Genomic DNA, 26,108 nt, shown 5'->3' on the forward strand with positions numbered 1-26,108 from the left:
CAGTCCCGTTGGTGAACAACAGAATTCATCTGTTACTGTTCGGTACCCTATTGTGAGACTTGCTTTCATATAATCCGGGTTGTACCCGCCGACCGACCAGCTGGTTTCCGCTGGCCCCCACTCGGAATGGAGCAGCGATGGACAACAGCCCCTTCGCCAACATCAGCAGTCCCGGTGACGCCCGCGCCGCGCTGGCGGAATGGAAGGAACGCGCCGACCAGCGCGCGGCCGAGGCCATCGCTGCGTCGGAGGCGGTGCAAGAGCTCACCGTGACGGCCATGGACGCGAACGGTGTCGTCGCCGTCAAGCTCAACTCCAGCGGCGCGGTGATCGGGGTGCAGTTCCACCCGGACCTCCAGCGAATGCAGTTGCGCCACGCCGAACGGCAGTTCATGGAGGCGTACGACAACGCGGGCAAGGCCCTCATGCGCGCGGCCGAGGCCGCCGTGAGCGAACGCCTGCCCGAAGGTTCACCGACGGCCCGCGCGCTCGTGGACAGCGTCAAGATGCGCTTCCCCGAGCGTGAAGAAGAGGAAGAGTTCTGATGGCCGGGAGCATCGAGGTCATCACCGACGACCTGCGCGCGCACGCCGCCAACATCGAATCGGTCCGCGAACGCTTCGCCGCCGTGCTGAGCGCCATCGACTCCGTCTCGCAGGACAACGAGGCCTACGGCATCATCTGCCAGTTCCTCCCCCCGATCCTCGCCGGCCGCCAGGAAGACCAGAAGGAACTGACGACCATGGCCCAGGAGAACCTCGAACTCCTCGCCCAGGCGCTGCGGGCCACTGCCGACGACTACGAATCCGCGGATGAGACAGCCGCCCAGGAACATCGCGGCATCGAAGACCAGCTCTAAATACGCGAAGGTGACCCCTTGAACGACCTCGTGGCAACAGAAGCCGACCTCAGCCAGGAAGGCAAAGGCATTGCCGGCGCCGGCATCATCGAGTCCTACGGCGGTCTGGCCCAGGCCATCGACTCCGGCTCGTGGATCGACGCGTCGGTCGCCGGTCTCGGCGTCGCGCTGGAGACCGTCGGTGCCGTGCTCGATCCGATCGGCACGCTCGCGTCCGCGGGCGTCGGCTGGCTCATCGAGCACGTGGAACCGCTGCAAGATGCGCTCGACATGCTCGCCGGCAGTCCGGATCTGGTTTCGACACATGCGATGACATGGGAGAACGTCGCGAACGAGTGTTTCGCGATGTCCGAACAACTGGCCGCGTTCGTCGACGCCGACGTGGAGTCCTGGGATGGTGAGGCTTCGGACGCGTACCGCGACAAGGGCGACGCGAACGCCGACGTGCTCGGCTGCCTGGGAGGCACCGCGCTGTCGCTCGCCACAGCGACCCGCGGCGCGGGCGACCTGGTGTCGATGGTCCGAGAGTTCGTGCGCGAATTCGTCGCCGAATGCATCGGCTCGCTGATCGCCTGGGCGGCGGAGGTCGCGTTCACCGTCGGTATCGGCGCGGCCTGGGTGATTCCCAAGGCGGTCATCAAGATCACCGAGTGGGTCGGCAAGATCTTCGGCTGGATCACCGGCCTCATCGACTCCATCTCCGCCCTCCGCGACCTCCTGTTCGGATGAGAGGCAACAACATGCGCAATAAGCTCATGAGAGCTGCCTTCATACCCCTCCTCATCGGCCTGATCGGCCTGCACGCCCGCAGGCGACGGGGAACCAACAGCCCCCTCCCCTCCAGCGGGCAGACCAGCTCGCAGGGAGAGACCCGAAGCAGGATCAACACCGCACGAGTCAGGTCCGCGAGTTCCACCACGAGCACCACTTCACCCTCCACGACCACTCCGTCGTCGACGACACCGCCGCCGCGCAACTACACCCCTACCTACACCAGGGACAGCCAGGGCCGAGTCACACGCATGACCGTGACGCTCAGGGACGGCGAAACCGTCCCCGTCTCGACCAACACCAGAGACATGGCCAAATGGGGATTCAACGGGATTCCTCCGGGCAAGCAGGTCGGCGACCAGAGAAACCGCGGCCATATCCTCGGCGCCCAGCTCGGCGGTACCAACCACGAGGATCTTCAAGCGCAGGACAACCAGACCCTCAAGGACGGCGGAACCCTGCCGGCCGACCGATGGAAAGACTACGAGAACTTCGTCGCACTCGAACGCAATGCCAATGCGCCCATGATGAAGCAGGTCGAGGACGAGGTCGCCAACGGCGTGTTCAACGAAGGCCGCGAGGTCCAGTACACCGTCGACCTGACTTACGACGACAGCAGCGAGGTCCCCTCGAACGTCAACATCAACGCCCAGACCATCGACGGAGATCCCCCCGTCTCCATCAATGAGAGCATTCCGAACGTCCCGAGGCCGGATGAATCCGGATACACTCTGTTCGACCGCAGCAGTGTCAATTGGAGTTAGACCATGGTGAGCAACCAATTGGAGCAGCTGGCTCAGCTGACTCGTATGCAGGAGGCCCCCAGTCGACCCGACTGGGCCGCGGTGCAGGCCGCGCTCGGTTTCGGCCCTCCGGAGGATTACCGGGAGTTGATCGAGAACTACGGCGCAGGTCTGTTCAACTACTACGTGCAGATCTTCGGTCCGGAAGAGCGCTTGGAGTCGTTCAACCTCAAGGAGAGCGGCCTGTACTGGGACCGGATGCTCCACCAGGACTGGGGGCAGCGCCCCGATGCCGTTCCGGCCCGCCTGCGCGACAGGAACGTGACCCTGATCAATTGGGGCAGCACGGAAGACGCGCTCCAATTCTTCTGGGTCGCCGAGCCGGGCATCGCACCGCGACAATGGGAGATCGCCTTCCACACCGTGGAGCGAAACTCCTGGGAGTTCTTCAAGGAGTCGACCGTCGAGGTTCTTCTGTCCTTTGTCAGAGGAGAGCTCCCCAGCTCGCTGCTCGAGCCCTACGACTCGGCAGAGCCGATCACCTACACGCCGTACCCGTAACGTGCAGGAAGCCTGGGATGACCTGAACCAGGTCGAGGCAGCCTTCGGCAAGATGCCGGGGCCACATCGGTTGGCGATGGCGGCGGAGCTGCTGGAATGGACCGTGGCGAACTTCCGGACGCCCATTGCCGATCCGGTCGTCAGCGATCTTGTCGCCCGGGCGACGGCCACGATCCGCGAAGCGGTCGGCCGCGGGGCGTCCACGGCGACGGGACAGGACGGCTTCACCACAGCGTTGTTCGAGGCCTCGGAAGAGACCGAGGAAGTCGGCGCCTATGAACTCCTCGTCAGTCTCTATCTGTGCTTCGACGACCTGGACCCTGAGATCAGGCCCGACAGGCTCACGACGGTGTTCGACCAGTGCTACCAAGCCGACCTGCGGCGCTACTCGCAACCCGCGATCGCCGTCGGCGACGCCCGTGAGATCACGCCGAGGGAGCAGGCGATCCTCGACTTCCAGCGTGCACTCATCAACCGGTACACGGGTTAGCGGCTCCTCGAAGTCCGGCAGTCACGACCCCGCTCGGCGGAACTTGAGGCGCATCATGGTCAGTGACCGACTTCAGCGGCTCGCACAGCTGACGGCCATGAGCCAGGGCGCGGCAGTCCGACCCGACTGGAACGCCGTCAGGTCCACTCTCGGCCACGATGTGCCGGCCGATTACAGGGAACTGATCGACAACTTCGGCGCAGGTGCGTACGACAACTACATCGAGCTTCTCGGACCCGGTGAGCCCATTCAGCTGTTCAACCTCCTTCAGCGGGGGCTGTACTGGGACGAGTACCTCCGCGAAGACTGGGAGGATGTTCCCGAGGACATGCCTTCCGAGCTGCAGGGCCGGACCTTCACGATCATCAGCTGGGCGACCACCGAAGACGGCGTTCAGATGTTCTGGATCGCCGAGTCAGGTGTTCCCGCGGAGCAGTGGCAGATCGCGTTCTTCCAGCTCGCAGGGGAGAACTGGGAGTTCTTCCAGCAGTCGACCACCCAGGTGCTCACGAGGCTGGTCACCGGAGAGCTGCCGACCTCACTGGTCCCGCGCTTCCCTGCCGATACCCCGGTGACCTTCAGTCGGTACAACTCCTGATACATCGCAAAGGGCTATAGGGGCATGACCGTTTCACCGAATGGCATCGCCCGGCTCGAAGCGATCTTCGCCGGCATGTCGCCGCCGCAACGGCTCGCCATTGCGGCAGAGCAGCTGCAATGGACGGTGGCGAACTTCGCGACCCCCATCGCCGACAGCACCGTCCTCGACCTCGTCACCCGCGCTGCTGCCGCAGTTCAAACAGCGGTTCGCAACTCGCTGCCGATCGCCCCGACTGATTCCGCACTCCTAGAGGCCTTCGACGAACCCATCCAGGACTCGGAGGAGCCCGGAGCCTCCGACCTGCTCATGAGTTACTACCTCTGCTTCGATGAAGTCGGACCCGAGCTCACTCCGCAGCGGGTCGTCGTGATCTTCGACCACTGCTATCAGGCCGACTACACTCGCTATTCCGAGCCCGGACTCGCTGTCGGCGACACAGACCCGACACCGAGGGAGCAGGCGATCCTCGACTTCCAGCGTGCACTCGTCAACCGGTACACGGGTAGCGGCTCCTCGGAGTCCGGCAATCACGACCCCGCTCGCCCGCGATGAACGCCTCCGAATCCTGGCTGGCACTGCTCGGAGCGGCAATCGGCACCAATGCCCGGCTGCTCGAGCTGGAGCCGAACATCCACTCGTCCACGCTGCCCCGGGTCGAGAACACCGAAGAGGGGCTTCGCGCATTTGAGGCTGAGTTCGACGAGCGGCTTCCTCCGGGGTACCGCGATTTCCTGCTGTTCGCCGACGGCTGGGAGGCGTTCTACTTCGGGATGGGCATTTTCGGCATCCCCGAGCTGCGCGGCGGCGGCAACTGGAGTCCGGCGCAGGAGCTGTTGCGGACATATGACGATGAAGAGGTGCTGGAGACCATCGGCATCGATCCGAGAGATGTCATACCGATCGCGGCGGGTCAGCGACTCAACCTCATCGTCGTTTATCGGTCCGGCACCGCCACTCCGGGCCGTGTCGTATGGATCGACTCCGGCGAGGAGCTCGCTCGATTCGACGACTTCCAAGAATGCTTCAGACGCATCGTGTCCATGAAGCAACGGCACCTGGACCGCGTCGACCCGGCCGACTTCGCTGCGCAGTGACCTGAGCGCAGATTGTGGGACCCTCCGGCTCGGGGATGCTGGTAGAACTGGTGGATGCCCACCCCTTCTGAGGCAGCCGATGGTGCTTCGCCTTCACTTGATGACGAGCAGCCTCCGCTCGTAGCGGCCGTGCATCCGCTGAAATCGCGGCTGGGCGCCGCCCGGCAGCGGGTCGCACCGAAGCTGCGGTTCATTGCGAGCGGCGACGACGGGCGCTGGCTGCCGTTGCGGTTGTGGTTTCACATCGCGCTGTTCTTCGGGCTCGCTGTCGCATCGATGTTCGTTCTGCTGGCGATCTTCCAGGGGGTCTTCTCGCCCTCGCTGAAGGACGAGCTGAAGGTCGAGGTCATCCGGCTGAGCCTGTTCATCATCGCGGGGATCGGCGGCGTGTTCGCCCTGGTGATCTCCTATCGGCGCCAAGGCCTCAACGAGGCCGCCGAGGTCCGCGTCGAGCAGGCCGAGGCACGCGAGGACGGCAAGGTCTTCAACGAGCGCTTCAAGAGCGCGGCCGAGCAGTTGTCGTCGGAGCAGGCCGCGAACCGGCTCGCCGGCGTCTACGCGATGGCGGGTCTGGCCGACGATTGGGACAAGGGCCGCCAGACCTGCATCAGCGTCCTCTGCGCCTACCTGCGGATGCCCTACGAACCGCCCGACGAATCGGCGACGGCGGACACCGCCGAGGCCACCCCGGTCGAGCCGGAAGTGCAGAAGGCGCGCCGCCAGGAGCGGCAGGTGCGACACACCATCATCAACGTCATCCGGGAGCGGCTTCGATCGGAACCGGTGCGGGGCAAGACCTGGCACGGTCACGACTTCGACTTCACCGAAGCGCATTTCGACGGCGGCGACCTGTCGGGGATCATGGTCACGGGCGGCGTCATGCGGTTTCGCAACGCAGTGTTCACGGCCGCCGGATTCGCCTTCGCCAATGCGAGGTTCTCACGAGGCACCGTGGACTTTTACGGAGCGAGGTTCTCCAACGCCTGGCTCGACTTCTCCGAGGCGCAGTTCGTGGGAAGCAGGGTCTTGTTCATGGACGCGACGTTCGCGGTGGACTGGCTGCGCTTCGAGAACACCACGTTCACCGCCGGCGAAGTCGACTTCACCGGAGCTCGGTTCGAACAAGGCCTGCTCGACTTCAACTGGGCCGTCTTCTCCGGTGGAGGGATCAACTTCATGTGGGCGACGTTCTCAGGCACCAGAGTCCTCTTCACCGGAGCGGCATTCACCGGCGGCGCGGTCGACTTCACCGCAGCGAACGGCTGGGAAACCCTCGCCGGGTTCGTCCCACCGCAAGGGCCGGTAGCATCAGACGGGTTGCATCTCCCCCGTTCCGAGACCGCGCCGGAACATCCCTCTGCACCGAGAACTGAGTCGAATGGCGAAGAAGAAGCAGAAGAGGAAACCTGATCCCCCGCGTTTCCTCCTGCTCGCGCAGACCGCTTCCGGCAGTTGGCCCCACCCCGTCGAGGTGAGCCTGCATCCGGCCGGCGCGGACTCCATCGTCGGATTCTCGATCGGCCCACACGCCGCGAACGTAGGCGGACGGGTCCCACTCTCCAGCGTGCTCGACGGGACCGGGACCGGGCTGAACCCGAACTTCGCAGAGGAATTCGACGCGGCCGAGCTTCACTGGCTGGTTCCGTTCCTCGTGCGTCTCCACGCCGGAGAAGACGTGGAAGCCGACATCGAGTCGGCATACCGGGAACGGCACGGCACATGGCCCGCCTCGAGGCCCTAGGCCCGAACCGGGTCATTCAGGGCGCCGAAACACTCGAAGACGCCGAACACCGGTCGGGTTCAACCGGGTTCACTGGTCGTCCGGGTTGGCGATGAGGGCGAGGGCCTGGTCGATGATCCAGTCGCACCACTCGTCGCCGTTCCAGTTCCGGTTCCACATCGGCTCGGGCGCAGGATCGTTCGTGAAACGGCAGCACTCACGGGCGCCAGCGCCGTCGTCCACGTCGATCAGGTATTCCGGCGGACCCGGCGTGTACCGGTGCGGCACCGGTGAGACCTGGTAGAGCGAGAACACCGCCGGACCCCGGCGAAAATGACCGAGGTGGCCGTCTATGCCGGGTTCGCCGTCCGAACGCAGGTGGTACGGCCCCTCATCGGCAGGGTTCGCGGTCCTAGCCATCGCAGAACCGCCACGACACCGAAGCCGACTCGAGCTGCGTCTGCCCCATGGCGTTCGGACCGGCCGGACCCGGGACGCGGTTGCTGCCGTTGTAGAAGACCCGGAACGCCGACTCCTCGACCCAGATCTTCCAGTTCGGCTTGTGCGACCGCCAGAACGGCCCCCAGGTGGCTTTCAGGTCCCCGGAGTTCAGACCGGAGATGATCAGCACGATATCCTCGCGCTCGCCGGTGATGACTTGAAACGAGTCGGGCGCATCGGGACTTGAGGCGCGGACCTTGTACTGGCGCAAGTCATCACGGAAGACTCCGCGAATCAGGCCCGTATCGGGCTTACCGGGTTGTGTCGCTTCGGGCATTGCCACCACTCCACTTCGGATTATCGGATTTCCGACAGTGAGAACGCCAGGAGGTCGAGATTTGTCGTCGGGAGGCCTCGGCCCCCTGGCTGTCCCACCGAGTCGAGACCGGTTCGGCCGGTCTCGACATCCTGAATGTAGATACGGTGCAAGCCTTTGACCAGTAGGTTCGCTCGCCGTGTTGACCATGACGGCCGAACCGTGCCGGTAAAACCGGCACGGTTCAAGCGTCATTGATTGGCCGTGACGGAAAAGCATTGGTGTTTGCTTCGTCGCAACGCAATGTCATCATGGGAGGCCGAATAGTCACTACTCCCACTTTGGAGGCCTTCGATGGCGCAATCCCAGCTCGCCAAGTGGTTCTCAGGTCGCACCGCCTGGATCGGTCGCCAGCGCATCAAGTACACCCAGACCGAGGCGGGCCGGTTCCTCGGCAAGCAGTACGAGGCTTACTCCAATCTGGAGAAAGGCAAAGTCTTTCCCTCCGTGGGCGACTGCTATGCGCTCGCCGACCTCTACTCACTCAGCGAGGAGGTGAAGAAGTACCTCGTCGACATCGCGCGCAGCGGAGCCGAGCAGAACTTCCCGACCGACCGGCGCTTCAACGCCCTCTGCCTCCAGATGGCCGAACGATTCTACGGCGCGATCTTCAAGTGGGACCCGCTGTTCATTCCGGGCATCGCGCAGACCCGCGCCTACCACTTCAACATCCTGCGCGAGGCTGAAGGCTCCACCGACGAACAGCTCAATCGCGGCTGGTCGTTCAAGATCGAGCGCATCCGGGCCCTGCTCGCCCGCACCGACAATCCGAGGGTGGTCCTCCTCATCAGCGAGACCGCGCTCCTGAATCTGCGGTTCCTCAGCCCGGCCGACCGCCAGGAGCAGATCGACCGCTTGCACGAACTCGAAGCCCTACCCAATTGGGAGATCAGGATCGTTTCAGCACTCCATCCCGAGGCTGGTGGCGCTTTCGAAATCTACAGCGCGGGCAAGGCTCAGTTCGGCGGGCCCACCTTCGCTTACACGGAGGTCTGGGACAACAGCTGGTGCATCGAGGACCCCACACGAATCGAACGTTACGATGAGCTCTGGCAGATCCTGCTGACTAAATCGATCATGCTGAAGGAGTACCTCGATGACCGACGTGACGGCTTGGCGCAAGAGCACTCGTAGCGGCAGCGACAACAACTCCAGCTGCGTGGAACTTCGTCGGGCTTGGCGCAAGAGCACTCGCAGCGGCGGGGACAACAACTCCAACTGCGTCGAGCTTTCCTCCTGCGACCAGTCGGCCGGATTCCATGTCCGGGACTCGAAACTGGGCGACGCTTCGCCCGTGTTCGACCTTGCCGCAGGTGATCTCACCAGCCTGCTCCGCGCCGCCGGCTAAGGACCCGTTCTCGGACCTTCCCGTTGGAAGCGCTTTGTGCCTCCCCGCTGCGGGTCAGCCACCGCACCAAATCAGGAAACCTCTGCCCCTCCAATCCTTCTGGTACCGCCGCTCTTCGGGCAAGCGAGCCATGCCAGGATGGGCCGATGTCTCCTGACCACGAGAACTCCTCCGCGCTTGCCGACCAGACACCGACCGGCGACTACGACGGGTTCGCCGAGGCGTACGCCGCCGAGACCGAATCCAGTCTCCTCAACGGCTACTACGCACGGCCCGCGATTGTCGATCTGGCCGGAGACGTCGCCGGGCGACGGATCCTCGACGTCGGCTGCGGTGCCGGACCCCTCTTCGAGTCGCTCCGCGAACGGGGCGCCATCGTCACCGGCGTCGACCCCAGCATCAAGATGCTCGAGCTGGCCAGGCGGCGACTCGGCGAGGACGCGGCGCTACAGCAGGCGGACCTCAACGATCCCCTGCCGTTCCCCGACGACACGTTCGACGACGCCGTCGCGTGCCTGGTCCTGCACTACCTGGAGGACTGGACGGCGCCGCTCGCCGAGCTGCGGCGCGTGCTGGTGCCGGGCGGTCGGCTCATCGTGGCCGTCAACCACCCCTGGGTCTACAAGTACACCAACCCGGACAGCGGCAGCTACTTCTCGACCCACGAATACGGCTTGGAGTGCAATTTCAGCGGCCAGAACGTCCTGCTGTCGCAATGGCACCGGCCACTGCAAGCAGTCACCGGCGCGTTCATCGAAGCCGGGTTCCGGATCTCGGTCATCAGCGAGCCGCCTCCGGCACCCGAGGCCCACAAGCTGTTCCCCGAGGATGTCAAGACACCCGACTCGGCGTTCCTGTGCTTCCTGTTCCTCGTCCTGGAAGCCGCCTGAGTGTCGTTCAGCCGGGTTGAACCCCGCAAATAGCCATGCCAGAACTCGCGCACGAGTAAGCCACCGAACAGCGGTGAGCCCCAAGGCGGTTCGGCTGAACGGCGCAGTCAGGTTCCTGTCGGTCGTGGTCGTCATGGTGTGTATTCACCTCCTTTCGAGAGTCGGGCGCTGCACTGGCCGCGCCCCGCTGGGCGCGCTGTGGTTGCCGCACTCGAGCTGTCGCGTGCGGAAGATGGCGATCGGGTCGATTGCCGGTGGGGCATTGTCGTGGTGTCAGCGCCCGGTGCCCGTGTTCGGGCGTGCGGGTACTGCACCCCAGTGCTGGTAATGCTGGTGGTGCTGGGTGTTGGTCGGGACTGTCGGGGTGCGCGTGGATCGGGCGCAGATGCCGACCGGTCGTGATCATCGCAGGTGGCGCTTCAGAGGGCCTTTGCCTGCGGTATGTGCCTCGTTGACAGCACCAGCCTGCCGGCGGTCGGGGTGATCCCGGCCGACAGGGCACCCCCACCCGATCCGGCCACTCTGGGCCGTACTGCTGCGGGGTCCCGATAGCACTCCGAGGGCGACCACACACCAACCCCCAGTTCAATGGAGTAGCAGTGTCGGGGCTCCATACAGAGGAACGACTCTCGGCCAGAGGCTTGGCGTAGTCTGCTTACACCGGCCGCCGCCTGTATGAATCCCTTACCCTTGTGCGTACCCCAATTCTCTCTCGCACAGACACCACCCGCAACACCCACACGGGTACACACCACTCACATTTCGTAGTCACTCCCCTTGTGCCGCAAGCGAACCCGGTCCCACCGGGACCGCTGGCGCGGACGCCGCGCCCCGGCCGCCCCCGGCCCGCCCCGGACACCGGCCCACACCCCACCCCTTCGTCGCCGCCCGCCCGAACACCAACCCAGACGGTGCCCGAATCAGCGACGCACCCCAACCCACCACCCACCACACCGTCGCCGCCGCCCTTTAAAAGCCGGGCCCTCCACCGACAACGCCCTGCCAACACCCAGCCAACACCCCGCCAACGCACTCCGCGGCAGCGCAACACGTCCCAGCCTCAGTCCGACTTTTTCGAGTCGAGCCCTTGGCGGGCAACGCCACACGCGCCCCGCCAGACCTCCTCGACACGCCCCCGAGCAGGTCGTCTCACTTGCGGCGAACGCGCCGAAGCGGTACGTAGTGCGCCGATTTGGAGATTTGTTTCGCTGGAGGACTTCCCGGCGAAAGATTTCTTCGATATGGTTCCGTGACGTCAGCTGTAACGCCGATCACCCCTCGGTGCGTCACCTTCGAAGGGACACAAGGACATGACCCATCTCTCGTCCGAATCACCCGACACGCATTCCACCGAGTTCAGCCACTCCACCCACGCCGACGACACCATCCGTTCGACCCATTCCAGGCGCGCGGTCCTGCGCCGCGCCGCCCTCATCACCGGGGCCGTCGGCGCCGCAACGGTTCCGGCGGTCTTCGCCGTCCAGCAGGCCAGCGCCGCGACCTCGGTCGACATGGAGCTGACCGTAGTCGCCGCGATGGTCGACCCGCCGCGTACGGGCACCGGCATCACGCTCACGGCGGGCCCCTCCGTCACCGCCGTCGAAGGCGCGCTCCGGGACAAGGGCTTCCTGGGTGGCTCGCTGGTCGACGGCCACTACGGCACCTCCACCATCACCGCGTACTCCGCGTGGCAGAAGTCGTTGGGCTACACCGGGCTCGACGCCAACGGCCTCCCGGGGCCGACCTCGCTCACCAAGCTCGGCGAGGCCGAGGGCTTCACGGTGACGCGCAAGGTGAGCGTGGGGGCCAACAACGCCAGCTACGGCGGCAAGCGCGTCAACGCCCGCACCCGGGCCATGCTCGTGGCCGCCGACGCGAAGCTGTCGTGGAGCCTCACCCTCACGCAGGGCTCCTACACGCCCGGCAACCCCGACTCGGCCGGGACGCACGACGGCGGCGGCGTGGTCGACATCGCCGTCGGGTCCATGTCCGCCACGCAGCGCTGGCAGACGGTCAAGGCGCTGCGCGACGTCGGGTTCGCGGCCTGGCTGCGCACCCCCGAGCAGGGGTTCTCGTACCACATCCACGCGAACGCGGTGGCCGACACCGACATGGCGGGCGTGGCGCAGGCCCAGGTGCACGACTGCTTCTTCGGCAAGAACGGCCTCGCCAGCCACGCGGCCGACAACACCCCGAGCGCCTACAGGGGCTCCTTCACCTGGTGGGAGAAGTACAACCGCGGTTAGCCGCGCGTGACTGCCGCCGACGATCTCGGCGGGGACCGCGCCGGCGCGACTACCCGCGCCGGCGAACACGAAGGGCGGGCGGGGTGATCCCCGCCCGCCCCCGTTCCACCCGTGCTAGACGGGTTCGATGTCGCAGTGGTTGAGGGCCCCGCGGCGCAGGACCTCAAGGGCGCGTTCGGAGGCGATGAGGCTGCCGTTGTCCGAGGCGCCGAAGTCGTCGACCTGCGGCTTGCCGGTGAGCTGGAGCCAGCGGAAGTCCGGCAGCTCGACCGGGCCCTCGTCCAGTTCCTCGGCCTGCTCGTCGAGGATCGTGTCGACCTCGGCGAAGCGGTAGCCGGTCAGGCCGGCCTCCTCGATGAGGCCGGCGAGGTGCTCGGTCACGATGAACGCGGGCGTCGATTCCAGGATCTCGTCGCCGAGCCAACCCAGGAACCGGTACTGGAGGCGGGTCACCGCGGGCGGCTGCACCGAGTAGTCCATTTCCGTGTCGTCACCGAAGTCGCCCGCGACTTCCGGTTCCAGAAGGTAGTAGTTCATGGGCGCATCCTAACTCAGGGGACCTTGGGATTGAAGTTCGTGCCGAACCGCAGGTCGACTTCCGTCGCGTGGTCCAGGATCTGCTGTGAGGTCGCATTCGGATTGGCCTTGTAGAACTTGTTCCAGTCCTTGCGGATCTCGCTCAAGTGGACGGCGCCGTTGACCTTTCCCTTTGGAATGCCGCGGAGGTTCTCGATGGAATGCATCTGGCTGGGAGTGAACCGGCCCTTGAACTTCTTGAGGACGTTCTGCTCGACGGCGTGGTGGACGACCACTTTGCCCTTGAGGTGCGGGTTCTTCTTGAAGAAGGTGGCGCGGTAGTCCTTCGACGTGGAGGTGCCCATCCGGGCGCGATGCGCTTTGCGCAGGTTCTTCGTCGCCTTGTCGGTGATCTTGACGTCCTTCCACTTTCCGCCTCCTTTGCCGGTGCGGAAGAACTTCGTGTTGCTGATCAGTCCGGAGATGATCTTGGCGCCCTTGGCGGTGGCCTTGCGGGCGGCCCGCGTGCGAACCCTAGCCATTGAGCACCGCCTCGATCGCCATGTTGATGATCTGCTCGACGAGCATCGAGGTGATCATCTTGAAGATGGGGATCTCCAGGAGCGAGGCGCCGAAGGTCACCACGGCCGTCGCGATCGCCTGGGCGATCTGGATGGCGAGGGTGACCAGCTGGACGATCATCTGGAGCTTGAGCGCCAGGACGACGCCGGCCGCGATCATCAGGCCGATGCTGATGATGTTGGAGGGCTCGCCGATGTCCTGGATGTTGCGGACGGCGGACTCGCCGTCCTCCCATTCGGACTTGAACGCGTCGATGTCGGCGCCGACGTTGTTGTCGATGACGGTCCTCGCGGCCGATTCGAGCTTGTCGATCGAACCGGTGATCTGGTCGGCCAGGTCGGTCCAGGTGGTGCCGAGGTCGAGCAGCTTCTCCTCGTCGGACTCGGGCCAGTCGTATCCGATCATGCTGAGGAAGCTCCGCAGCTCGGATGGCAGTTGCATACCCACGTTGGGGCTCCTTCGTGGAGGGGCGCGAGGCGTTCGAAGCGACGCTGAGCGCCTTGGGGGACACATAGCGTTATGCGGGAGTTGATGCGGGCCGGTGCCGGCGGCCGTTGTGTGCGAAGGGATCAGGGGAAGCGGGGATCGAGCGGGGTTAGACGCCCAGCTCGGTGAGGAACCGCCGGAAGATCTCGGCGAGCTCGCTGTCGTTGTTGTCGTGGTTCTCCGCCATCTCGCGCAGCGTGTCGGCGTAGTCCTGGAGGTCTTCGATGTTGGTGCTGAAGCACTCGCTGATGGCCTCCATGACGGCCTGGTGCGCGAGGTCCAGCAGCGAGCCGATCATGTCGGAGCCGAAGGAGTCGGCCAGTCCCTCCACTGAGGACTTGAACTGGTCGATCAGGCCCTGGACGGTCTCGGTGGCGGCGTCGAGTTCGGCCGCGCCCCGGCGGATCGTGTCGGTGTCGATCTGCACGACCATGTCATTCTCCGCTCTGGAGTTTCTTCATGACCGTGCTGATCTGCGCGGACATGTCCCGCATCCGTTGCAGGCCCTGGTCCTGGATCCTGGCGATCGACTCGCCGAGGGCGTCGAGGTCGGGCGCCGGCACGTCCGCGGTCAGGGACTCGGCGCGGGCGTCGAGGGCCTCGTTCACGATCTTGCGCAGCGCCTCTTCGAGGAATTCGGTGCCCTCCTTGAGGACCCGCTCTTCCACGAACTTGAAGTTGTCGACGCGTCCGTCGGCGCCGAGGGTGACCTTGATGCGCCCGTCATCCGATTCCGCGGTGACGGGCGGGACCTGGTGGTCCTGCTGTTGCTGTCTGACGTCATTGAGGGCAGAGCGGGCATCGGCCAGCTGCTGGGCGATCTGGTCCTCACCGAACATGCCGCCTCCGGGGTTCTCAGTGGACTCGGTTCGTGACTCAGCATAGACCGGCCCCGCCACATTCGGGTCCCCCGAATGTGCCGCTCTACCAGCGCATTCGGCAACCTTGTTCACAGAGGGTCAGCGTCCCGATTCGCCCCTTGTCGGACCGGTTTGCGTTCAGCGCACCGTGCACTTGCGACACTCTGGGCCCGTTCGTGTCAGGCGGCGCCGCCGCGGAGGGGTTCGACGAGGGCCGGGTCGGGCCGGTAGTCGAAGTGCTCGTCGCGCTCGCAGCGCAGCCAGCCCTCGCGCACGTGGAGCCGCGCGACCTGGACGGTGGAGCGGCGCCCGCCGCCGGGGTGGGTGAAGTAGTAGAGGAAGGCCTCGTCGGGGCCCTGGGTGAGGGCCATGGCGTGGTGGCCGAGGGCCTCGTCGTAGGCGCGGCGGCCGGGCCCGGCCAGGAGCGGGACGGGCTGGCGGTGCCAGTGCTCCAGGTCGGTGGAGCGGTGGACGAGCAGTCCGGACCAGCCGTCGGTGACCATCCAGTAGACGCCGCCGAGGGCGAAGACCGTGGGGCCCTCCTGGGCCTGGTCGGTGACGGCGGGGCCGGCCGGGGTCCAGGTGTAGAGGTCCTCGGAGTCGGCGGCGTGGATGCGGCTCTCGCGGCGCTCGTCCTTGAACCACATGCGCCACTTGCCGTTCGGGAGGCGGTGGACGGCGGCGTCGATGGCGCGCTCGGAGTCGGTGTCGACCGTGGAGCGGTAGGTCCAGGACTCGAGGTCGCCGGAGGTGTAGTGGCGGATCTCGGCGGGGCCGGACCAGTCCTCGCGGACGCCTTCGAGGTAGGTGACGTACATGTGCCAGCGGTCGCCGTGGCGGAGGATCTCGGGGGCCCACCAGGTGTTGCCGGGGACGCGGTCGAGGCCGGCCAGGGTGCCGGTGTAGGTCCACACACGGCCGTCGGGGCTGGTGGCGCGGCCGATGTCGGTGCCGTGGACCCAGGCGACGCCGCCGTCGGGCTGGTTGGCGCGGCGCTGGGTGTAGTAGAGGCGCCACAGGCCGGTGGCGGGGTCGTGGACGACGGTGGGGTCGGTGGGGCCGTCGAAGACCGGGTCGGTGAAGAGGGGCGCGGGGGCGGCGGTCTGGAGGACCGGGGCGGGGGTCGCGGCTTGGAGGTCCGGGACGGCGGCAGCGGCGGCCCCGGTGGTGTCGGCGTCGGCGTCGGCGGCGATGGCCTCGGCCGCCTCGGTGGCGAAGTCTTCGGGGCTCGGGGCAGGACCGGTCGTCATGGTTCCTCCAAGGGGAGTCGGCGGCCGGTTGGCCGGGCCCGGTGGGGTGCTTGAAAGGTAGCGGTTGGATAGCGTTTGCCGGAAGAGGGCTCAAGCGTACCGAGCGAACCCGGCGGCGTCGAGTGGAAACGGGGAGTGAATACCATCCCAAACCCCCACCCTCCCGGGGAAAGGTAGGCCCATCCTTCCGCGCGGGTACGACAGGAACCGCGCCCGCGGGCGGCGGTGTCACCCGAACGTGTTCGTCGGGGGCGTGATTTCACCCCGTGTTCCCGAAGCGCCCGAATATCTCGCGTTCCGGTACCGTGAACACATGGACCTCAACGCGGACCTTGGGGAGGGTTTCGGCCGCTGGGAGCTCACCGACGACGCCGCACTGCTGCGGATCGTCACGAGCGCCAATGTCGCGTGCGGTTTCCACGCCGGCGACCCGGCCACGCTCCGCCGCGTGTGCGCGCTCGCCGCCGAGTCGGGGGTGCGGATCGGCGCCCAGGTGTCCTACAGGGACCTGGCCGGTTTCGGGCGGCGCGAGATCGACGTGCCCCCTGCGGAACTGGCCGCGGAGGTCGCCTATCAGATCGGGGCGCTGCGGGTCTTCGCCGAGGCCGTCGGCCAACGCGTCGAGTACGTGAAACCCCATGGGGCGCTGTACCATCGGGCCGGACGCGACCCGGTCCAGGCCGAGGCCGTGATCGAGGGGGCGCAGCTCGCGGGGGTGGGCACCGTCCTGACCCAGCGCGGGTCGGCGCTCGACCGGGCCGCCGCGCGGGCGGGGCTGCGGGTCGTGGGCGAGTCGTTCGCCGACCGGGCCTACCTGGGGGACGGGCACCTGGTCGCGCGGGGAACGCCGGGGGCGCTGCTCGACCCGGAGTCGGCCGTCGCGCAGGCGATCGGGCTGGCGTCGGAAGGCATGGTCACCGCGATCGACGGGGCGCGCACCCCGGTTGCGGCCGAATCGATCTGCGTGCACGGGGACGGGCCCGAGGCGGTCGCGGTGGCCGCGGCGATCCGGGCCGCATTGGACGAACGAGGCATCGACGTGGAGGCATTCTCGTGACCACCGGAAGAACCACCGCCCACCGGCTCAGGCCGCTCCCGGCCGGACCGCGGAGCATCCTGATCGACTGCGGCACACCGGCGGCCGCGAGGTCCTGCTACCGGTCGCTCCAGGCGCGGCGCATGTCCGGGCTGCTGGAGGCCGCGGACCTGGTGCCGGGCGCGACCACCGTCCTGGTCGACGGGATCGACGAACCGGAGCTGCTGGCCGCGGAACTCCCTGGCTGGCCCCTGATCGAGGAGGCCGAGGCCGCGGGCGAGACCGTCGAGATCCCGGTCTGCTACGACGGACCGGACCTCGAGGCGGTCGCGAAGATGTGGGGTGTGGCGCCCGACGACGTGGCCGACATTCATTCTAATGTGGAGTACGAGGCGGCGTTCTGCGGATTCACGCCCGGGTTCGCCTATCTCGAGGGGCTTCCGGAGCGGTTCCACGTGCCGCGCAAGGAGACGCCGAGGACGACCGTCCCGGCCGGCTCGGTCGCGGTGGCCGGGCCCTACACCGGGGTGTACCCGCGTTCGAGCCCTGGAGGATGGCAGTTGATCGCGACCATGACGAATCCGGGGCGGCTGTGGAACGAGCACCGCGAACCGGCGGCGCTCCTGGTTCCCGGCACGCGCGTGCGGTTCGCGGCGGTGCGGGTATGAGCCACATCGAGATCCTGCGCGCGGGCGCGCTGACGACCTGCCAGGACACCGGGCGGCCCGGCTGGGGCCACCTCGCGGTGCCGCCCTCGGGCGCGGCCGATCGTCCCTCGTGGAGGCTGGCGAACCAGTTGGCGGGCAACCCGACCGGGGCGTGCGCACTGGAGACGACGTTGAACGGCGCCACGGTGCGGGCGCATCGGAACGTGACCGTGGTGGTCGGGGGCGCGCCGTGCCCGGTGACCGTGGACGGGCGGCCCGAGGCGTGGGGGCAGCCGGTGAAGCTCAGAGCGGGGTCGGTGCTGGACGCCGGGCCCGCGGAGGTCGGGGTGCGTTCGTACTTGGCGTTCTCCGGTGGGCTGCATCCGAAGCCGAGCCTGGGCTCGCACTCGACGTGCCTGCTGTCGGGCCTGGGTCCGGCCCCGTTGAAGGACGGGGACACGATCCCGCTGGGCCCGAGCCCGGCGCACCCGCCGCTGCCGACGCAGTGGCCGGCGCCGTGGGCGGGGATCAGCGCCGAGATCGTCATGAAACTCCATTTGGGACCGAGGCTGGAGTGGTTCAGGCCGGAGGCGGTGGCGGAGCTGGCGCGCGGGCTGTGGATCGTGTCGGAGCATTCGAACCGGATCGGGCTGCGGCTGGAGGGGCCGGCGCTGCGGCGCGTCGACGCGGAGCGGGAGCTGCCGAGCGAGGGCATCGTGGCGGGGGCGCTGCAGGTGCCGCCGAGCGGGCAGCCGATCCTGTTCGGCGCGGACCATCCGACGACGGGCGGGTACCCGGTGATCGGTGTCGTGGGCCCGGAGTCGCTCGCGGCGGCGGCGCAGGCGAGGCCGGGGACGGGGATCAGGTTCGCGCCGATCCCGATGCCGTACTGGAGCAAGCGGGGCTGAAGCGCGCGCCGGCGCTTGTCGAATGCGCTGCGCCGGTGCGCGCGCGGCCGCGCCCCGGCGCGCGTGCGCGGGGCCCGGCGTCGAGAGACGGCGGTTCCTGCGCGTTTGCGCGGAGCCCTCGGCTTCGCGCACGCTTTCGGGTGAACCGCAGGCGGATGCGGCGCCGGGGCGGCATTTCCTGTCGGACCCGGCTGCCAGGATCGCGGCAGACTGCCTTTCCCCTCTCGGGAGGGTGGGGGTTTGTGGACGGCCGACCGCGGCGGGAATTCAGCGCCGCAGGAGCACCGTGCCCCGGTCGTGCTGGAGCCGTTCGGCGTCGAACTCGGGGAACTCCGCGGCCCAGCGGGCGGTGATCGCCCGCTCGTCGGGGCGGTCCGCGTCGTCCAGGACCACCAGAGCGCCCTTCGCCAGGCGCGGCGCGAGCACCGGCAGCGCCGGGTACCGCGCCTGCGGCCCGGTCTTCTGGGGCGGCCCGTCCACCAGCAGCAGGTCGACCTCGCCGTCCGCCAGATCGGCCGTGTCGTACCAGCGCCAGGCCTCGCCGTTGAGGTGCACGTCCGTCAGCGGCGCGTCCACGACCGTCGCCCACTCGCCGAGCCCGCGGTCGGCGATATCGGCGCGCGTCTGCGCGGCGTAATGCGGCTCGTGCTCCAGGGCCGTCACATGCCCGGCACCGAGCGAGCGCATCGCGTGCGCCAGCACCACCGTCGTCGTCCCCGAACCGCATTCGAGCACCTGGGCGCCCCCGCGCGCGACGACCTCGTCGAACAGGAACCGCACGATCTCGGGCCCGGCCGCGAAGTCGCGCATGCGCGGCAGCGGCCCGTCCGCCCCGACCGACCGGTACAGCGCCAGCAGATCCTCGACCTGCGCGTACGAGGTGCGGGCGATGGCGTTGGCGGCCTTGCGGTTCGACTCGACGCCCGCTTCGATCGATTCGAGCCGCCGCTCGATGCCGCGCTGCGTCTCGCGCAGGTCCGCGACGGCCGCGGTCAGGCCGTTGAGCTGCTCGGTCAGAGCGATCAGCAGCATCCTGTCGGACGTTGCCATGGCGGTGCCCCTTTCGTCGGCGGACGACTGCCCCGCCACCACAGTATTGAAACCGGGAGCGCCGGCGCCACCGCCCCCTAGCGGCGTTCTTGGTCGAGGCTCGCGAGATAGGCGTTGTAGACCTCGTGCGGGTCGTCCTCCGGGTGGCCGGAGGCGGTGGCGCGCTCGGCCATCCGGTCGAGGCGCCGGCCCTCGCGGTCCTCCGAGTTCGCCCACTGCGCGATGAGCACGCAGATGATGATGAGGCTCGGGATCTCGCCGAACGCCCAGGCGATGCCGCCGCCCGCGCGCTGGTCGGCGAGCAGGTCGGTGACCCATGGCATCGCGATCTGCGTGTACCAGTCCTCGGCGATGAGGGTCGTGCCCATCATCAGCGTCAGGCCGAAGATCGCATGGAAGACGATCGACACGAAGTACAGCAGGACCTTCGCCGGGTAGGAGAGCGGCCGCGGTTTCGGGTCGGGTCCGATGATGACCCAGAAGTAGAGGCACCCGGCGGCGAGGAAGTGCGCGGTCATGAACAGGTGCCCGAAGTGCCCGCGCATCGCCCACTCGAACATGCCCGTGAAGTACATGAGGTACAGGCTCGTCAGGTAGACGAGGAGCGCGATGAGCGGCTGCGACACGAACCGCGACCAGCCGCTGTGGATGAGCGCGAGCAGCCACTCGCGCGGCCCGCCCGCCCGGTCGGGCTTGAGCGCCCGGAGCGCGAGCGTCACTGGAGCGGCCAGGACGAGCAGGATCGGCGCGAGCATGTTCAGCGCCATGTGCTGGATCATGTGGGCGCTGAACAGGACCATCCCGTACTTGCCGAGCCCGGTCGAGGTGGTGAGGACGACGACGCCCCACCCGGCGATCCACAGGGCCGTCCGGTACCAGGGCCAGGAGTCCCCGCGGCGGCGCAGCCGCACCACGCCCGCGACGTAGAAGCCGACGAGGGTGATCGCGATGGCGCAGAACAGGATCGACGGGTACCAGTCGGTCAGGACGGCGGTGAGGCTGACCGGCCCGGGCGTCGGGAAACCCAGCAGGGCCGTGTTCGGGTCCGGGAGCTCCTCGGCGGGCGGCGGCGTCACCGACAGGGACGAGGCGAGGCCGAACGCGATCGCCATGAGCCCCAGCTCTACCGCGGCGAGCCGCGTGAACGCGCCCCGGTCCCCGGCCTCGACCGCCGGCAGGGTGCGGCGGCGGTGGGCCCAGCCGAAGACGCCGCCGACGGCGAGCACCGCGAGCTTCGCCAGCGCGATCCGCCCGTACGCCGACTCCCACAGGTCGGTGAGCGCCACGTTCGCGACGAACACGATCAGGCCCGAGACGGCGATCGCGGGGTAGGCGAGGCCGGCCGCGAACGAGTAGCGGCGGGCGGCCGTAGCCGGGTCCTTGCGGGCGATGAACAGGGCCAGCAGGCCCCCGGCCCAGAACGCGGCGGCCACCACGTGGATGAGGAGGCCGTCGACGGCGATCTGGTGGTTGCCGTTGGACGCCGAGTGCCCGGTGAAGATCGGCGGCACCGCGGCGGCGAGCGCGAGGGCGGCGGCGCAGGCCGCGCCCGGGATCGTGAACGAGCGGGCCGCGACGACGGCGGCGGCCGCGGCGAACAGCGCCGCCAGGCCGAGCGCCTGGCCCTGCTCGTACTGGGCCACATACGACCACACACCCGGGACGGTGACCTCCGAGAGGGGCCGCGCGAACGTGTTCGCGAAGTCGACCGGGAGGCTCACCAGCGCGAGAGCGGCCCACAGGCCGGAGGCGACCGCGCCGATGCGCAGCCACCGCCACGACTGGGCCGAGAGCCGGCGGCGCGCGCCCGCGCGCCCGGGCAGGAAGCACGCGGCGGCGATGAGGCAGCCGACCGCGGCGAGCATCGCGAGGTCGTAGCCGTACTTGAGCAGGCCCGCCGCCCACGTGACCATCGGGTCGGCGGCGGCCAGGCCCGGGAGTGCGGCGACGTCCACCGCCCCGCCCAGGTCCAGGGCGATCACGGCCGCCAGCAGGCCCGCGAGAGCGGCCGCGCACAGGGCCGGTACCCGCATGCCGCGACGCGGGGGCCGGCCCGCGCGCGCACGCGGCCCCCCTCGGTGCCCGCCGCCGCCGCCAGGTATGGTGGCGGCGGTGTTTTGGCTGGTCTCGGTCGATGCGGTCACGCATCCCAGCATGGCTGATTAATCCAGCTCACGCCCCACCGGGTGGGGTCAGTTATCGCCGGCGACTCCCAGGCGCGCCCGAGGGCGTCCTCCAGTCTTGTCGGAGTCATAAGGCACGATCACGGTGCGCCGTTCGCAGAGCCGTACATTGGCAGAGTCGTGCATCGGCAGTCACGGCGAGGCGAGCGGCGCCGTAGTTTTCTATGGTGGATCGCGATGGGAATCATCGAAAGACGCGGTGAGATCATGAACCTGCTCCAGGGAGGCGGCGGCGTGCTCGGCAACATGCACTTCACGCTCGACGGCTCGGACGACCCGTCCAACGTGCTGAACCTCATGGCCTTGGACGCCTATGTGACCGGCGCGCAGCCGCACGCGGTGGTCCGGGCCCTCGACATGGTCGCGGACGACGTCGACCTGATTCCCGAGGGCGGTTCACTCATCCGGTCGATTTCCGGGATCTCCTTCCTCCAACTGGTGACGGGCGAGGGCTGGACGCTGCGGACGCAGCGCTGGCGCGACGGCACCGGCCAGGCGGTCGTGACCGCCGAGACGCGCGAGCGCGCCGAGGAGGTCGCCGCGTACGTCACCGAGCGCACCGGCACGGCCGAGGAGCCCGGCGAGGACAAGGTCGACATGGGGTTCTGGTACCGGTCGGCGCGGGGACCGTTCCGCTCCACCCGGTCGATCAGCGCGCCCCGCTGGCCCGAGATCGAGCGCAACTACTCCTCGAGCGCCGGTTCGGCGCTCGGCAAGCTCATGGCGACCAGGTCGTCCGACGTGACGGGGCGGCTGGTGCTGCTCCACGGCCCGCCCGGTACGGGCAAGACCACGGCGCTGCGGGCCCTCGCGAGGGAGTGGGCGCCGTGGTGCCAGGTGGACACGGTGCTGGACCCGGAGGCGTTCTTCTCCGACCCGTCCTACCTGATGGAGGTCATCATCGGGTCCGAGATGGACATGGTGCTGGACGACGGGGAGACGCGGCGCGAGCACTGGCGGCTGATGGTCCTGGAGGACTGCGACGAACTGATCCGCGGTGAGGCGAAGGAGGCGTCGGGGCAGTCGCTCGCGCGCCTGCTGAACCTGACGGACGGGCTGCTCGGGCAGGGCCGGGAGATCATGGTGGCCATCACGACGAACGAGCGGCTGGACCGGCTGCACCCGGCGGTGGTGCGTCCGGGACGGTGCCTGGCGCAGATCGAGGTCGGGGAGCTGTCGCCGCTGGAGTCGACGGACTGGATGGGCGGGGAGGCCGTGCGCGAGCCGATGACCCTGGCCGAGCTGTACGCGAAGCGCGGCGGCACCGACCCGACCCGGACCGAGTCCGCGATCCCGCAGCAGCACGTGGGGCAGTACCTCTAGAGCGGCGCTGAGCCGCGGATGCGGCCCCGGTCTTCGCAACTGGACTTCGACTGGACCCAAGGGTGCACCCGGGGTCCGACAATGCGCAGGGCCACCGGCGGGATCCGGGAGTGTCCCCGCAATTCGGACATCCGTTGCGCCCCCGAACTCAAGGGTGCTTCGGGGGTCCGACAATGCGCTGTCATGACGTTGAGCGGGGGCGGTGCCGTGCGGCACCGCCCCCGGTTCGTGCGCGAGGTCCTGGCCCGAGACCTCGTGCGGCTCATGCCTTCGCGTCGATTTCGGCGAAGACCGCCTCGGCGTGCTTGAGGGCGTTGATCGCGGCCGGGAACCCGGCGTAGGCGGCGATCTGGATGAGCGCCTCGACCACCTCGGCCCTCGTGCAGCCGGCGTTGAGCGCGCCGTTGATGTGGAAGCGCAGCTGCGGGGCGGCGTTGCCCAGTGCCGCGAGTGCGCCGAGGGTGACGAGCTGGCGGTCGCGCGGTTCCAGGCCCGGCCGCGTGTAGAGGTCGCCGTAGCCGAACTCGGCGATGTAGCGGCCGAGGTCGGGGGCGATGCCGGCGAGGGAGGTCAGGACCGACGGCTCCGTGTCGCCCGATATGTGCTGCAGGGCTTTGAGCCCGCGTTCGTACCGTTCTCCGTGCTGCTCCATTTGCGATGCCCCTTAAGCGTCGGTTGGCTGGATGTGCTTGCCCCACAGGGCCAATCCTGCTGCAACCGACAGCATCGCCGCAAGGGTCCAGGCGAGCGCGGGGAAGCCGTGGGCGGCTGCGGCCTGCGCGACGAGCGGGCCGACCGTGGCGCCGACGTAGAAGCTGAACATCGCCACCGAGGACGCCGCGGCGCGGTGCTCGCCGCCGAGTTCGCCCGCGGTCTGGGTGGTCGCGGGCGCGACGATGCCGAGGCCGCCGATGAGGACGGCCAGGAGCACCGCGAGCACGACCAGGTTCCCGCCCGCGAACGCGGCGGCGAGCATCGAGGCGGCGGCGACGATCGTGCCGAGCACCACCTGGGAGGGCCGGGCGATGCGCGCGAGCGGGATCGCCAGGAACGGCAGGGCGATCATCACCGGGAGGGCGCTGGCGCGCAGGGCGAGCAGGCCGCCCGAGCCGGTGACGATGCCGGTGAGTTCGATGCCGGTGTAGACGGCGACCATGGCGGCCATGGCGAGGGACCCGGCGCCGAGCATCGGCAGGAGCCGGCGGAGGCGCAGGACCCGCGGGATCGCCGCGTAGCTGCGGGCCAGGCTCGCGTCGCCCGAGAGGCGGTCGGGCAGCATGATGCGGTGCGCGGCGATCGCGACCAGTCCGAAGAGGACGGCCGAGCCGATGAAGACCCAGCGCCAGTCGACGAACCGGATCGCGGTCTGGGAGGCGAGCTGGCCGATGACGGTGGCGGCGAGGAACGAGGTGACGATGGTGGCGACGGCGACCGCGCGCCGGCCCGGGGCGATCCGGGAGGTCGCGTAGGCGGTCATCGCCGGCGGGATCGTGCCGACCGCGAGGCCTTGGAGGACCCGCAGGGGCAGGGCGGTGGCGAACGTCGGCGCCAGACCGGTCAATAGTGTGACCACTCCGGCGGCGATCAGGCCCATGACCAGGACGCGTTTCTGGCCGAAGCGGTCGGCCATGGGGCCGAAGAGGAGGAACCCGCCCGCGTAGCCGAACGCGAAGGCGCTGATGACCCAGGTCATCGCTCCCAGGCCGACGTTCCAGGAGGCCTCCATGGCGCTGAACATGGGGATCGGCGTGTACATCTGGCCGGTGGCGAGCAGGGCGGCGAGCGCGAAGACGGGGACGGCGCGGCGGGCCGGGGTGTGGACCGGGCCGATGCGGACGGGCATCTGCGCCGGGACGTAGCGGGTGGATGACGCGGTGGTGGTTGCTGTCATGGCGGCAAATTTAGGCCCGGCCCGACCCCCTTGTCAACCAAATAGTTGGTTTACATGGTGGTAATCTGGGCCTCATGCCATTGCACGAGGGGAAACGCTCCGACGCCACCCGCAGGGCGCTGCTGCGCGCGGCCCGCGAGGAGTTCGCCGAGCACGGCCTGGCCGGCGGGCGCGTCGACAGCATCGCCGACGCCGCCGGGGTCAACAAGGAGCGGATCTACGGGATCTTCGGCAGCAAGGACAAGCTGTTCGACGCGGTCCTCATCGACGTCATGCAGGAGTTCACCGAGCTGGTCGACCCCCTGTGGGGCACCGGCGACGTGGGCGCGTTCGTCGGCAGCCTCTACGACTACCAGCGCACCCGCCCCCAGCTGCTGCGGCTCCTGGCCTGGGAGGCCCTGCACCGCGGCGGCGGCGACGTGCACGACGTCGGCGGCTGGCGGCGCGAGCACTACCGCCTGAAGCTGGAGGGCGCGCTGCGCCACTTCGGCACCGACGACCCGTTCCGGGCCGGGCTGATGACCCTCGTCATCTGCGGTATCCCCAACTGGCTCAACCTGGTCCCGCAGCTGCGCCGGCTCCTGCTCGGCGACCGGTGGGACGACGCGGACGCGATCAAGGCGTTCCTGGTCTCCTTCGCCGAGGGCGCGGCGCGGGCCTCGGGCGCCTTCCCGCGACCGGTCAACGAGTTGACCGGCGAGGGCGGCGAGGACCGGGTGACCGGGCCGTACGACCCCGAAGGCGTCGGCGCGGAAGACGAGACCGTGCTGGCGGTCGGCGCGGCGGGCGGGACCCTGCCCGAGTCGGCGGCAGATGACCCCGTCGCCGCGGCGGCCGCGCGGCTGCGTCGGGCGCAGGCCGAGGCCGACGAGGCGAAGGCGGCGCTCGGGGAGGCCCTGCGGGCCGCGAACGCCCGGGGCACCAGCGCGAACCGGCTCGCCAAGGAGGTCGCGGGCACTGTCTCCCGCCCGGTGGTCCTCAAGCTCTTGGCGGAGTGAACGGCGCGACTGGGCGGCGCGAGCGCCGGTGGGCGCCTCCGTCGCCCGAGCGCGCCGGTCCGTCGGACACGCCCGGCCGGGCGCATCGCAGTGAGCGGTCGCGCCGACGACCGCGGCCGGGCCGCGGGAGCGGCGACGAGTTCGACGGCCGTTCCCCGGGACGTCGCGAACCGCAGTGTTTCGTTCACCCCTTCGAGGGACGGGCGCCGATAGGCTCATGGGCGGTTCCCCCGACCGC

General features: G+C 68.5%; 32 protein-coding genes. 20 read left to right on the forward strand and 12 right to left on the reverse strand.

Annotated features, from left to right (window positions below):
- The first annotated feature begins 137 nt into the window (after positions 1 to 137).
- The 11 genes from BLQ63_RS15025 to BLQ63_RS15070 all read left to right on the forward strand — a co-directional run bounded on the left by BLQ63_RS15025 (position 138) and on the right by BLQ63_RS15070 (position 6,860).
- The gene (locus BLQ63_RS15025) at positions 138 to 545 is read left to right on the forward strand and encodes a hypothetical protein (protein WP_091036511.1); all 408 of its coding nucleotides are present in this window, start codon (positions 138 to 140) and stop codon (positions 543 to 545) included.
- Positions 545 to 859, forward strand: coding sequence for a type VII secretion target (locus BLQ63_RS15030; protein ID WP_091036515.1), 315 nt, complete (start codon positions 545 to 547; stop codon positions 857 to 859). Before BLQ63_RS15025 ends, BLQ63_RS15030 begins: the two co-directional genes overlap by 1 nt.
- Positions 860 to 877: 18 nt before the next feature.
- Complete coding sequence (locus BLQ63_RS28475; protein ID WP_177154948.1) at positions 878 to 1,588, forward strand: hypothetical protein; 711 nt, start codon at positions 878 to 880, stop codon at positions 1,586 to 1,588.
- Between the two features lie 293 nt (positions 1,589 to 1,881).
- Entirely contained in the window at positions 1,882 to 2,394 is a 513-nt protein-coding gene (locus tag BLQ63_RS28480; RefSeq protein ID WP_177154949.1) for a DNA/RNA non-specific endonuclease, read from the forward strand.
- 3 nt (positions 2,395 to 2,397) lie between these two features.
- Positions 2,398 to 2,934 (forward strand): hypothetical protein, encoded by a 537-nt coding sequence (locus BLQ63_RS15040; protein ID WP_091036520.1) that lies wholly within the window; start codon positions 2,398 to 2,400, stop codon positions 2,932 to 2,934.
- Between the two features lies 1 nt (position 2,935).
- Positions 2,936 to 3,424, forward strand: coding sequence for a hypothetical protein (locus BLQ63_RS15045; RefSeq protein WP_091036526.1), 489 nt, complete (start codon positions 2,936 to 2,938; stop codon positions 3,422 to 3,424).
- A 55-nt stretch (positions 3,425 to 3,479) separates the two neighbouring features.
- On the forward strand, positions 3,480 to 4,022 hold the full coding sequence (locus tag BLQ63_RS15050) for a hypothetical protein (RefSeq protein ID WP_091036529.1): 543 nt from the start codon (positions 3,480 to 3,482) through the stop codon (positions 4,020 to 4,022).
- A gap of 24 nt (positions 4,023 to 4,046) precedes the next feature.
- Complete coding sequence (locus BLQ63_RS15055; protein ID WP_091036533.1) at positions 4,047 to 4,577, forward strand: hypothetical protein; 531 nt, start codon at positions 4,047 to 4,049, stop codon at positions 4,575 to 4,577.
- The gene (locus BLQ63_RS15060; protein ID WP_091036536.1) at positions 4,574 to 5,119 is read left to right on the forward strand and encodes an SMI1/KNR4 family protein; all 546 of its coding nucleotides are present in this window, start codon (positions 4,574 to 4,576) and stop codon (positions 5,117 to 5,119) included. Before BLQ63_RS15055 ends, BLQ63_RS15060 begins: the two co-directional genes overlap by 4 nt.
- A gap of 129 nt (positions 5,120 to 5,248) precedes the next feature.
- Entirely contained in the window at positions 5,249 to 6,529 is a 1,281-nt protein-coding gene (locus BLQ63_RS15065) for a pentapeptide repeat-containing protein (protein ID WP_091036541.1), read from the forward strand.
- Entirely contained in the window at positions 6,498 to 6,860 is a 363-nt protein-coding gene (locus BLQ63_RS15070; protein WP_143014913.1) for a hypothetical protein, read from the forward strand. The genes BLQ63_RS15065 and BLQ63_RS15070 overlap by 32 nt, the downstream gene beginning before the upstream one ends.
- A gap of 69 nt (positions 6,861 to 6,929) precedes the next feature.
- Here the strand turns inward: BLQ63_RS15070 and BLQ63_RS27865 are convergent, their stop codons facing one another.
- Positions 6,930 to 7,259: a hypothetical protein gene (locus tag BLQ63_RS27865; protein WP_143014914.1), complete on the reverse strand. Its 330-nt coding sequence runs from the start codon at positions 7,257 to 7,259 to the stop codon at positions 6,930 to 6,932.
- Positions 7,252 to 7,617, reverse strand: a complete 366-nt coding sequence (locus BLQ63_RS15075; RefSeq protein ID WP_143014915.1) for a hypothetical protein — start codon at positions 7,615 to 7,617, stop codon at positions 7,252 to 7,254. The genes BLQ63_RS27865 and BLQ63_RS15075 overlap by 8 nt, the downstream gene beginning before the upstream one ends.
- 333 nt (positions 7,618 to 7,950) lie before the next feature.
- Here BLQ63_RS15075 and BLQ63_RS15080 point away from each other — a divergent pair, with 333 nt between their 5' ends.
- The 4 genes from BLQ63_RS15080 (at position 7,951) to BLQ63_RS15095 (ending at position 12,140) form a co-directional block, all read left to right on the forward strand.
- Positions 7,951 to 8,790: a Scr1 family TA system antitoxin-like transcriptional regulator gene (locus BLQ63_RS15080; RefSeq protein WP_091036553.1), complete on the forward strand. Its 840-nt coding sequence runs from the start codon at positions 7,951 to 7,953 to the stop codon at positions 8,788 to 8,790.
- Positions 8,753 to 9,004 (forward strand): DUF397 domain-containing protein, encoded by a 252-nt coding sequence (locus tag BLQ63_RS15085; protein WP_091036557.1) that lies wholly within the window; start codon positions 8,753 to 8,755, stop codon positions 9,002 to 9,004. Before BLQ63_RS15080 ends, BLQ63_RS15085 begins: the two co-directional genes overlap by 38 nt.
- 146 nt (positions 9,005 to 9,150) lie before the next feature.
- Positions 9,151 to 9,894: a class I SAM-dependent methyltransferase gene (locus BLQ63_RS15090; RefSeq protein WP_091036561.1), complete on the forward strand. Its 744-nt coding sequence runs from the start codon at positions 9,151 to 9,153 to the stop codon at positions 9,892 to 9,894.
- Between the two features lie 1,310 nt (positions 9,895 to 11,204).
- The gene (locus BLQ63_RS15095; protein WP_245680976.1) at positions 11,205 to 12,140 is read left to right on the forward strand and encodes a peptidoglycan-binding protein; all 936 of its coding nucleotides are present in this window, start codon (positions 11,205 to 11,207) and stop codon (positions 12,138 to 12,140) included.
- Between the two features lie 114 nt (positions 12,141 to 12,254).
- Here the strand turns inward: BLQ63_RS15095 and BLQ63_RS15100 are convergent, their stop codons facing one another.
- The 6 genes from BLQ63_RS15100 to BLQ63_RS15125 form a co-directional block, all read right to left on the reverse strand.
- A complete protein-coding gene (locus BLQ63_RS15100; RefSeq protein ID WP_091036565.1) occupies positions 12,255 to 12,677 on the reverse strand; it encodes a hypothetical protein in 423 nt (140 codons plus the stop codon).
- A gap of 14 nt (positions 12,678 to 12,691) precedes the next feature.
- Positions 12,692 to 13,198: a hypothetical protein gene (locus BLQ63_RS15105; RefSeq protein WP_091036569.1), complete on the reverse strand. Its 507-nt coding sequence runs from the start codon at positions 13,196 to 13,198 to the stop codon at positions 12,692 to 12,694.
- A complete protein-coding gene (locus BLQ63_RS15110) occupies positions 13,191 to 13,679 on the reverse strand; it encodes a WXG100-like domain-containing protein (protein ID WP_218125284.1) in 489 nt (162 codons plus the stop codon). The genes BLQ63_RS15105 and BLQ63_RS15110 overlap by 8 nt, the downstream gene beginning before the upstream one ends.
- 154 nt (positions 13,680 to 13,833) lie before the next feature.
- Positions 13,834 to 14,157, reverse strand: coding sequence for a type VII secretion target (locus tag BLQ63_RS15115; RefSeq protein WP_091036575.1), 324 nt, complete (start codon positions 14,155 to 14,157; stop codon positions 13,834 to 13,836).
- Between the two features lies 1 nt (position 14,158).
- A complete protein-coding gene (locus tag BLQ63_RS15120) occupies positions 14,159 to 14,563 on the reverse strand; it encodes a YbaB/EbfC family nucleoid-associated protein (RefSeq protein ID WP_091036578.1) in 405 nt (134 codons plus the stop codon).
- Between the two features lie 200 nt (positions 14,564 to 14,763).
- Complete coding sequence (locus BLQ63_RS15125) at positions 14,764 to 15,834, reverse strand: glycoside hydrolase family protein (RefSeq protein WP_143014916.1); 1,071 nt, start codon at positions 15,832 to 15,834, stop codon at positions 14,764 to 14,766.
- A 313-nt stretch (positions 15,835 to 16,147) separates the two neighbouring features.
- Between BLQ63_RS15125 and BLQ63_RS15130 the strand changes: the two genes are divergently transcribed.
- The 3 genes from BLQ63_RS15130 to BLQ63_RS15140 are packed head-to-tail and all read left to right on the forward strand — an operon-like array spanning position 16,148 to position 18,425.
- Positions 16,148 to 16,891 carry a LamB/YcsF family protein gene (locus tag BLQ63_RS15130; protein ID WP_091036581.1) on the forward strand — a complete coding sequence of 248 codons (744 nt, stop codon included), beginning with the start codon at positions 16,148 to 16,150 and terminating at the stop codon, positions 16,889 to 16,891.
- Positions 16,888 to 17,538, forward strand: coding sequence for a 5-oxoprolinase subunit PxpB (gene pxpB / locus BLQ63_RS15135; RefSeq protein ID WP_091036583.1), 651 nt, complete (start codon positions 16,888 to 16,890; stop codon positions 17,536 to 17,538). Before BLQ63_RS15130 ends, pxpB begins: the two co-directional genes overlap by 4 nt.
- Positions 17,535 to 18,425, forward strand: a complete 891-nt coding sequence (locus BLQ63_RS15140) for a 5-oxoprolinase subunit C family protein (protein WP_091036586.1) — start codon at positions 17,535 to 17,537, stop codon at positions 18,423 to 18,425. Before pxpB ends, BLQ63_RS15140 begins: the two co-directional genes overlap by 4 nt.
- 267 nt (positions 18,426 to 18,692) lie before the next feature.
- Here the strand turns inward: BLQ63_RS15140 and BLQ63_RS15145 are convergent, their stop codons facing one another.
- Positions 18,693 to 19,475: a class I SAM-dependent methyltransferase gene (locus BLQ63_RS15145; protein ID WP_177154950.1), complete on the reverse strand. Its 783-nt coding sequence runs from the start codon at positions 19,473 to 19,475 to the stop codon at positions 18,693 to 18,695.
- A gap of 77 nt (positions 19,476 to 19,552) precedes the next feature.
- Positions 19,553 to 21,508, reverse strand: coding sequence for a bifunctional copper resistance protein CopD/cytochrome c oxidase assembly protein (locus tag BLQ63_RS15150; RefSeq protein ID WP_143014917.1), 1,956 nt, complete (start codon positions 21,506 to 21,508; stop codon positions 19,553 to 19,555).
- Positions 21,509 to 21,835: 327 nt separating this feature from the next.
- Between BLQ63_RS15150 and BLQ63_RS15155 the strand changes: the two genes are divergently transcribed.
- Positions 21,836 to 22,981, forward strand: coding sequence for a DUF5925 domain-containing protein (locus BLQ63_RS15155; RefSeq protein ID WP_218125285.1), 1,146 nt, complete (start codon positions 21,836 to 21,838; stop codon positions 22,979 to 22,981).
- Between the two features lie 262 nt (positions 22,982 to 23,243).
- Here BLQ63_RS15155 and BLQ63_RS15160 read toward each other — a convergent pair whose 3' ends face one another.
- A complete protein-coding gene (locus BLQ63_RS15160; RefSeq protein WP_091036598.1) occupies positions 23,244 to 23,633 on the reverse strand; it encodes a carboxymuconolactone decarboxylase family protein in 390 nt (129 codons plus the stop codon).
- Positions 23,634 to 23,645: 12 nt separating this feature from the next.
- On the reverse strand, positions 23,646 to 24,872 hold the full coding sequence (locus BLQ63_RS15165; protein WP_245680977.1) for an MFS transporter: 1,227 nt from the start codon (positions 24,870 to 24,872) through the stop codon (positions 23,646 to 23,648).
- Between the two features lie 74 nt (positions 24,873 to 24,946).
- Between BLQ63_RS15165 and BLQ63_RS29290 the strand changes: the two genes are divergently transcribed.
- Entirely contained in the window at positions 24,947 to 25,870 is a 924-nt protein-coding gene (locus tag BLQ63_RS29290) for a TetR/AcrR family transcriptional regulator (RefSeq protein WP_091036604.1), read from the forward strand.
- Positions 25,871 to 26,108 lie beyond the last annotated feature (238 nt).

The organism is Glycomyces harbinensis (assembly GCF_900101745.1).
Lineage (GTDB): Bacteria > Actinomycetota > Actinomycetes > Mycobacteriales > Micromonosporaceae > Glycomyces > Glycomyces harbinensis.

Excerpts from the sequence above, each read along its gene's own strand:
- BLQ63_RS15025 (WP_091036511.1), top strand. The coding sequence starts at position 138 with ATGGACAACAGCCCCTTCGCCAACATCAGCAGTCCCGGTGACGCCCGC.
- BLQ63_RS15030 (WP_091036515.1), top strand. The coding sequence starts at position 545 with ATGGCCGGGAGCATCGAGGTCATCACCGACGACCTGCGCGCGCACGCC.
- BLQ63_RS28480 (WP_177154949.1), top strand. The coding sequence starts at position 1,882 with ATGACCGTGACGCTCAGGGACGGCGAAACCGTCCCCGTCTCGACCAAC.
- BLQ63_RS15040 (WP_091036520.1), top strand. The coding sequence starts at position 2,398 with ATGGTGAGCAACCAATTGGAGCAGCTGGCTCAGCTGACTCGTATGCAG.
- BLQ63_RS15050 (WP_091036529.1), top strand. The coding sequence starts at position 3,480 with ATGGTCAGTGACCGACTTCAGCGGCTCGCACAGCTGACGGCCATGAGC.
- BLQ63_RS15055 (WP_091036533.1), top strand. The coding sequence starts at position 4,047 with ATGACCGTTTCACCGAATGGCATCGCCCGGCTCGAAGCGATCTTCGCC.
- BLQ63_RS15060 (WP_091036536.1), top strand. The coding sequence starts at position 4,574 with ATGAACGCCTCCGAATCCTGGCTGGCACTGCTCGGAGCGGCAATCGGC.
- BLQ63_RS15070 (WP_143014913.1), top strand. The coding sequence starts at position 6,498 with ATGGCGAAGAAGAAGCAGAAGAGGAAACCTGATCCCCCGCGTTTCCTC.
- BLQ63_RS27865 (WP_143014914.1), bottom strand. The coding sequence starts at position 7,259 with ATGGCTAGGACCGCGAACCCTGCCGATGAGGGGCCGTACCACCTGCGT.
- BLQ63_RS15075 (WP_143014915.1), bottom strand. The coding sequence starts at position 7,617 with ATGCCCGAAGCGACACAACCCGGTAAGCCCGATACGGGCCTGATTCGC.
- BLQ63_RS15080 (WP_091036553.1), top strand. The coding sequence starts at position 7,951 with ATGGCGCAATCCCAGCTCGCCAAGTGGTTCTCAGGTCGCACCGCCTGG.
- BLQ63_RS15085 (WP_091036557.1), top strand. The coding sequence starts at position 8,753 with ATGACCGACGTGACGGCTTGGCGCAAGAGCACTCGTAGCGGCAGCGAC.
- BLQ63_RS15090 (WP_091036561.1), top strand. The coding sequence starts at position 9,151 with ATGTCTCCTGACCACGAGAACTCCTCCGCGCTTGCCGACCAGACACCG.
- BLQ63_RS15095 (WP_245680976.1), top strand. The coding sequence starts at position 11,205 with ATGACCCATCTCTCGTCCGAATCACCCGACACGCATTCCACCGAGTTC.
- BLQ63_RS15100 (WP_091036565.1), bottom strand. The coding sequence starts at position 12,677 with ATGAACTACTACCTTCTGGAACCGGAAGTCGCGGGCGACTTCGGTGAC.
- BLQ63_RS15105 (WP_091036569.1), bottom strand. The coding sequence starts at position 13,198 with ATGGCTAGGGTTCGCACGCGGGCCGCCCGCAAGGCCACCGCCAAGGGC.
- BLQ63_RS15110 (WP_218125284.1), bottom strand. The coding sequence starts at position 13,679 with ATGCAACTGCCATCCGAGCTGCGGAGCTTCCTCAGCATGATCGGATAC.
- BLQ63_RS15115 (WP_091036575.1), bottom strand. The coding sequence starts at position 14,157 with ATGGTCGTGCAGATCGACACCGACACGATCCGCCGGGGCGCGGCCGAA.
- BLQ63_RS15120 (WP_091036578.1), bottom strand. The coding sequence starts at position 14,563 with ATGTTCGGTGAGGACCAGATCGCCCAGCAGCTGGCCGATGCCCGCTCT.
- BLQ63_RS15125 (WP_143014916.1), bottom strand. The coding sequence starts at position 15,834 with ATGACGACCGGTCCTGCCCCGAGCCCCGAAGACTTCGCCACCGAGGCG.
- BLQ63_RS15130 (WP_091036581.1), top strand. The coding sequence starts at position 16,148 with ATGGACCTCAACGCGGACCTTGGGGAGGGTTTCGGCCGCTGGGAGCTC.
- BLQ63_RS15140 (WP_091036586.1), top strand. The coding sequence starts at position 17,535 with ATGAGCCACATCGAGATCCTGCGCGCGGGCGCGCTGACGACCTGCCAG.
- BLQ63_RS15145 (WP_177154950.1), bottom strand. The coding sequence starts at position 19,475 with ATGGCAACGTCCGACAGGATGCTGCTGATCGCTCTGACCGAGCAGCTC.
- BLQ63_RS15150 (WP_143014917.1), bottom strand. The coding sequence starts at position 21,508 with ATGCGGGTACCGGCCCTGTGCGCGGCCGCTCTCGCGGGCCTGCTGGCG.
- BLQ63_RS15155 (WP_218125285.1), top strand. The coding sequence starts at position 21,836 with ATGGGAATCATCGAAAGACGCGGTGAGATCATGAACCTGCTCCAGGGA.
- BLQ63_RS15160 (WP_091036598.1), bottom strand. The coding sequence starts at position 23,633 with ATGGAGCAGCACGGAGAACGGTACGAACGCGGGCTCAAAGCCCTGCAG.
- BLQ63_RS15165 (WP_245680977.1), bottom strand. The coding sequence starts at position 24,872 with ATGACAGCAACCACCACCGCGTCATCCACCCGCTACGTCCCGGCGCAG.
- BLQ63_RS29290 (WP_091036604.1), top strand. The coding sequence starts at position 24,947 with ATGCCATTGCACGAGGGGAAACGCTCCGACGCCACCCGCAGGGCGCTG.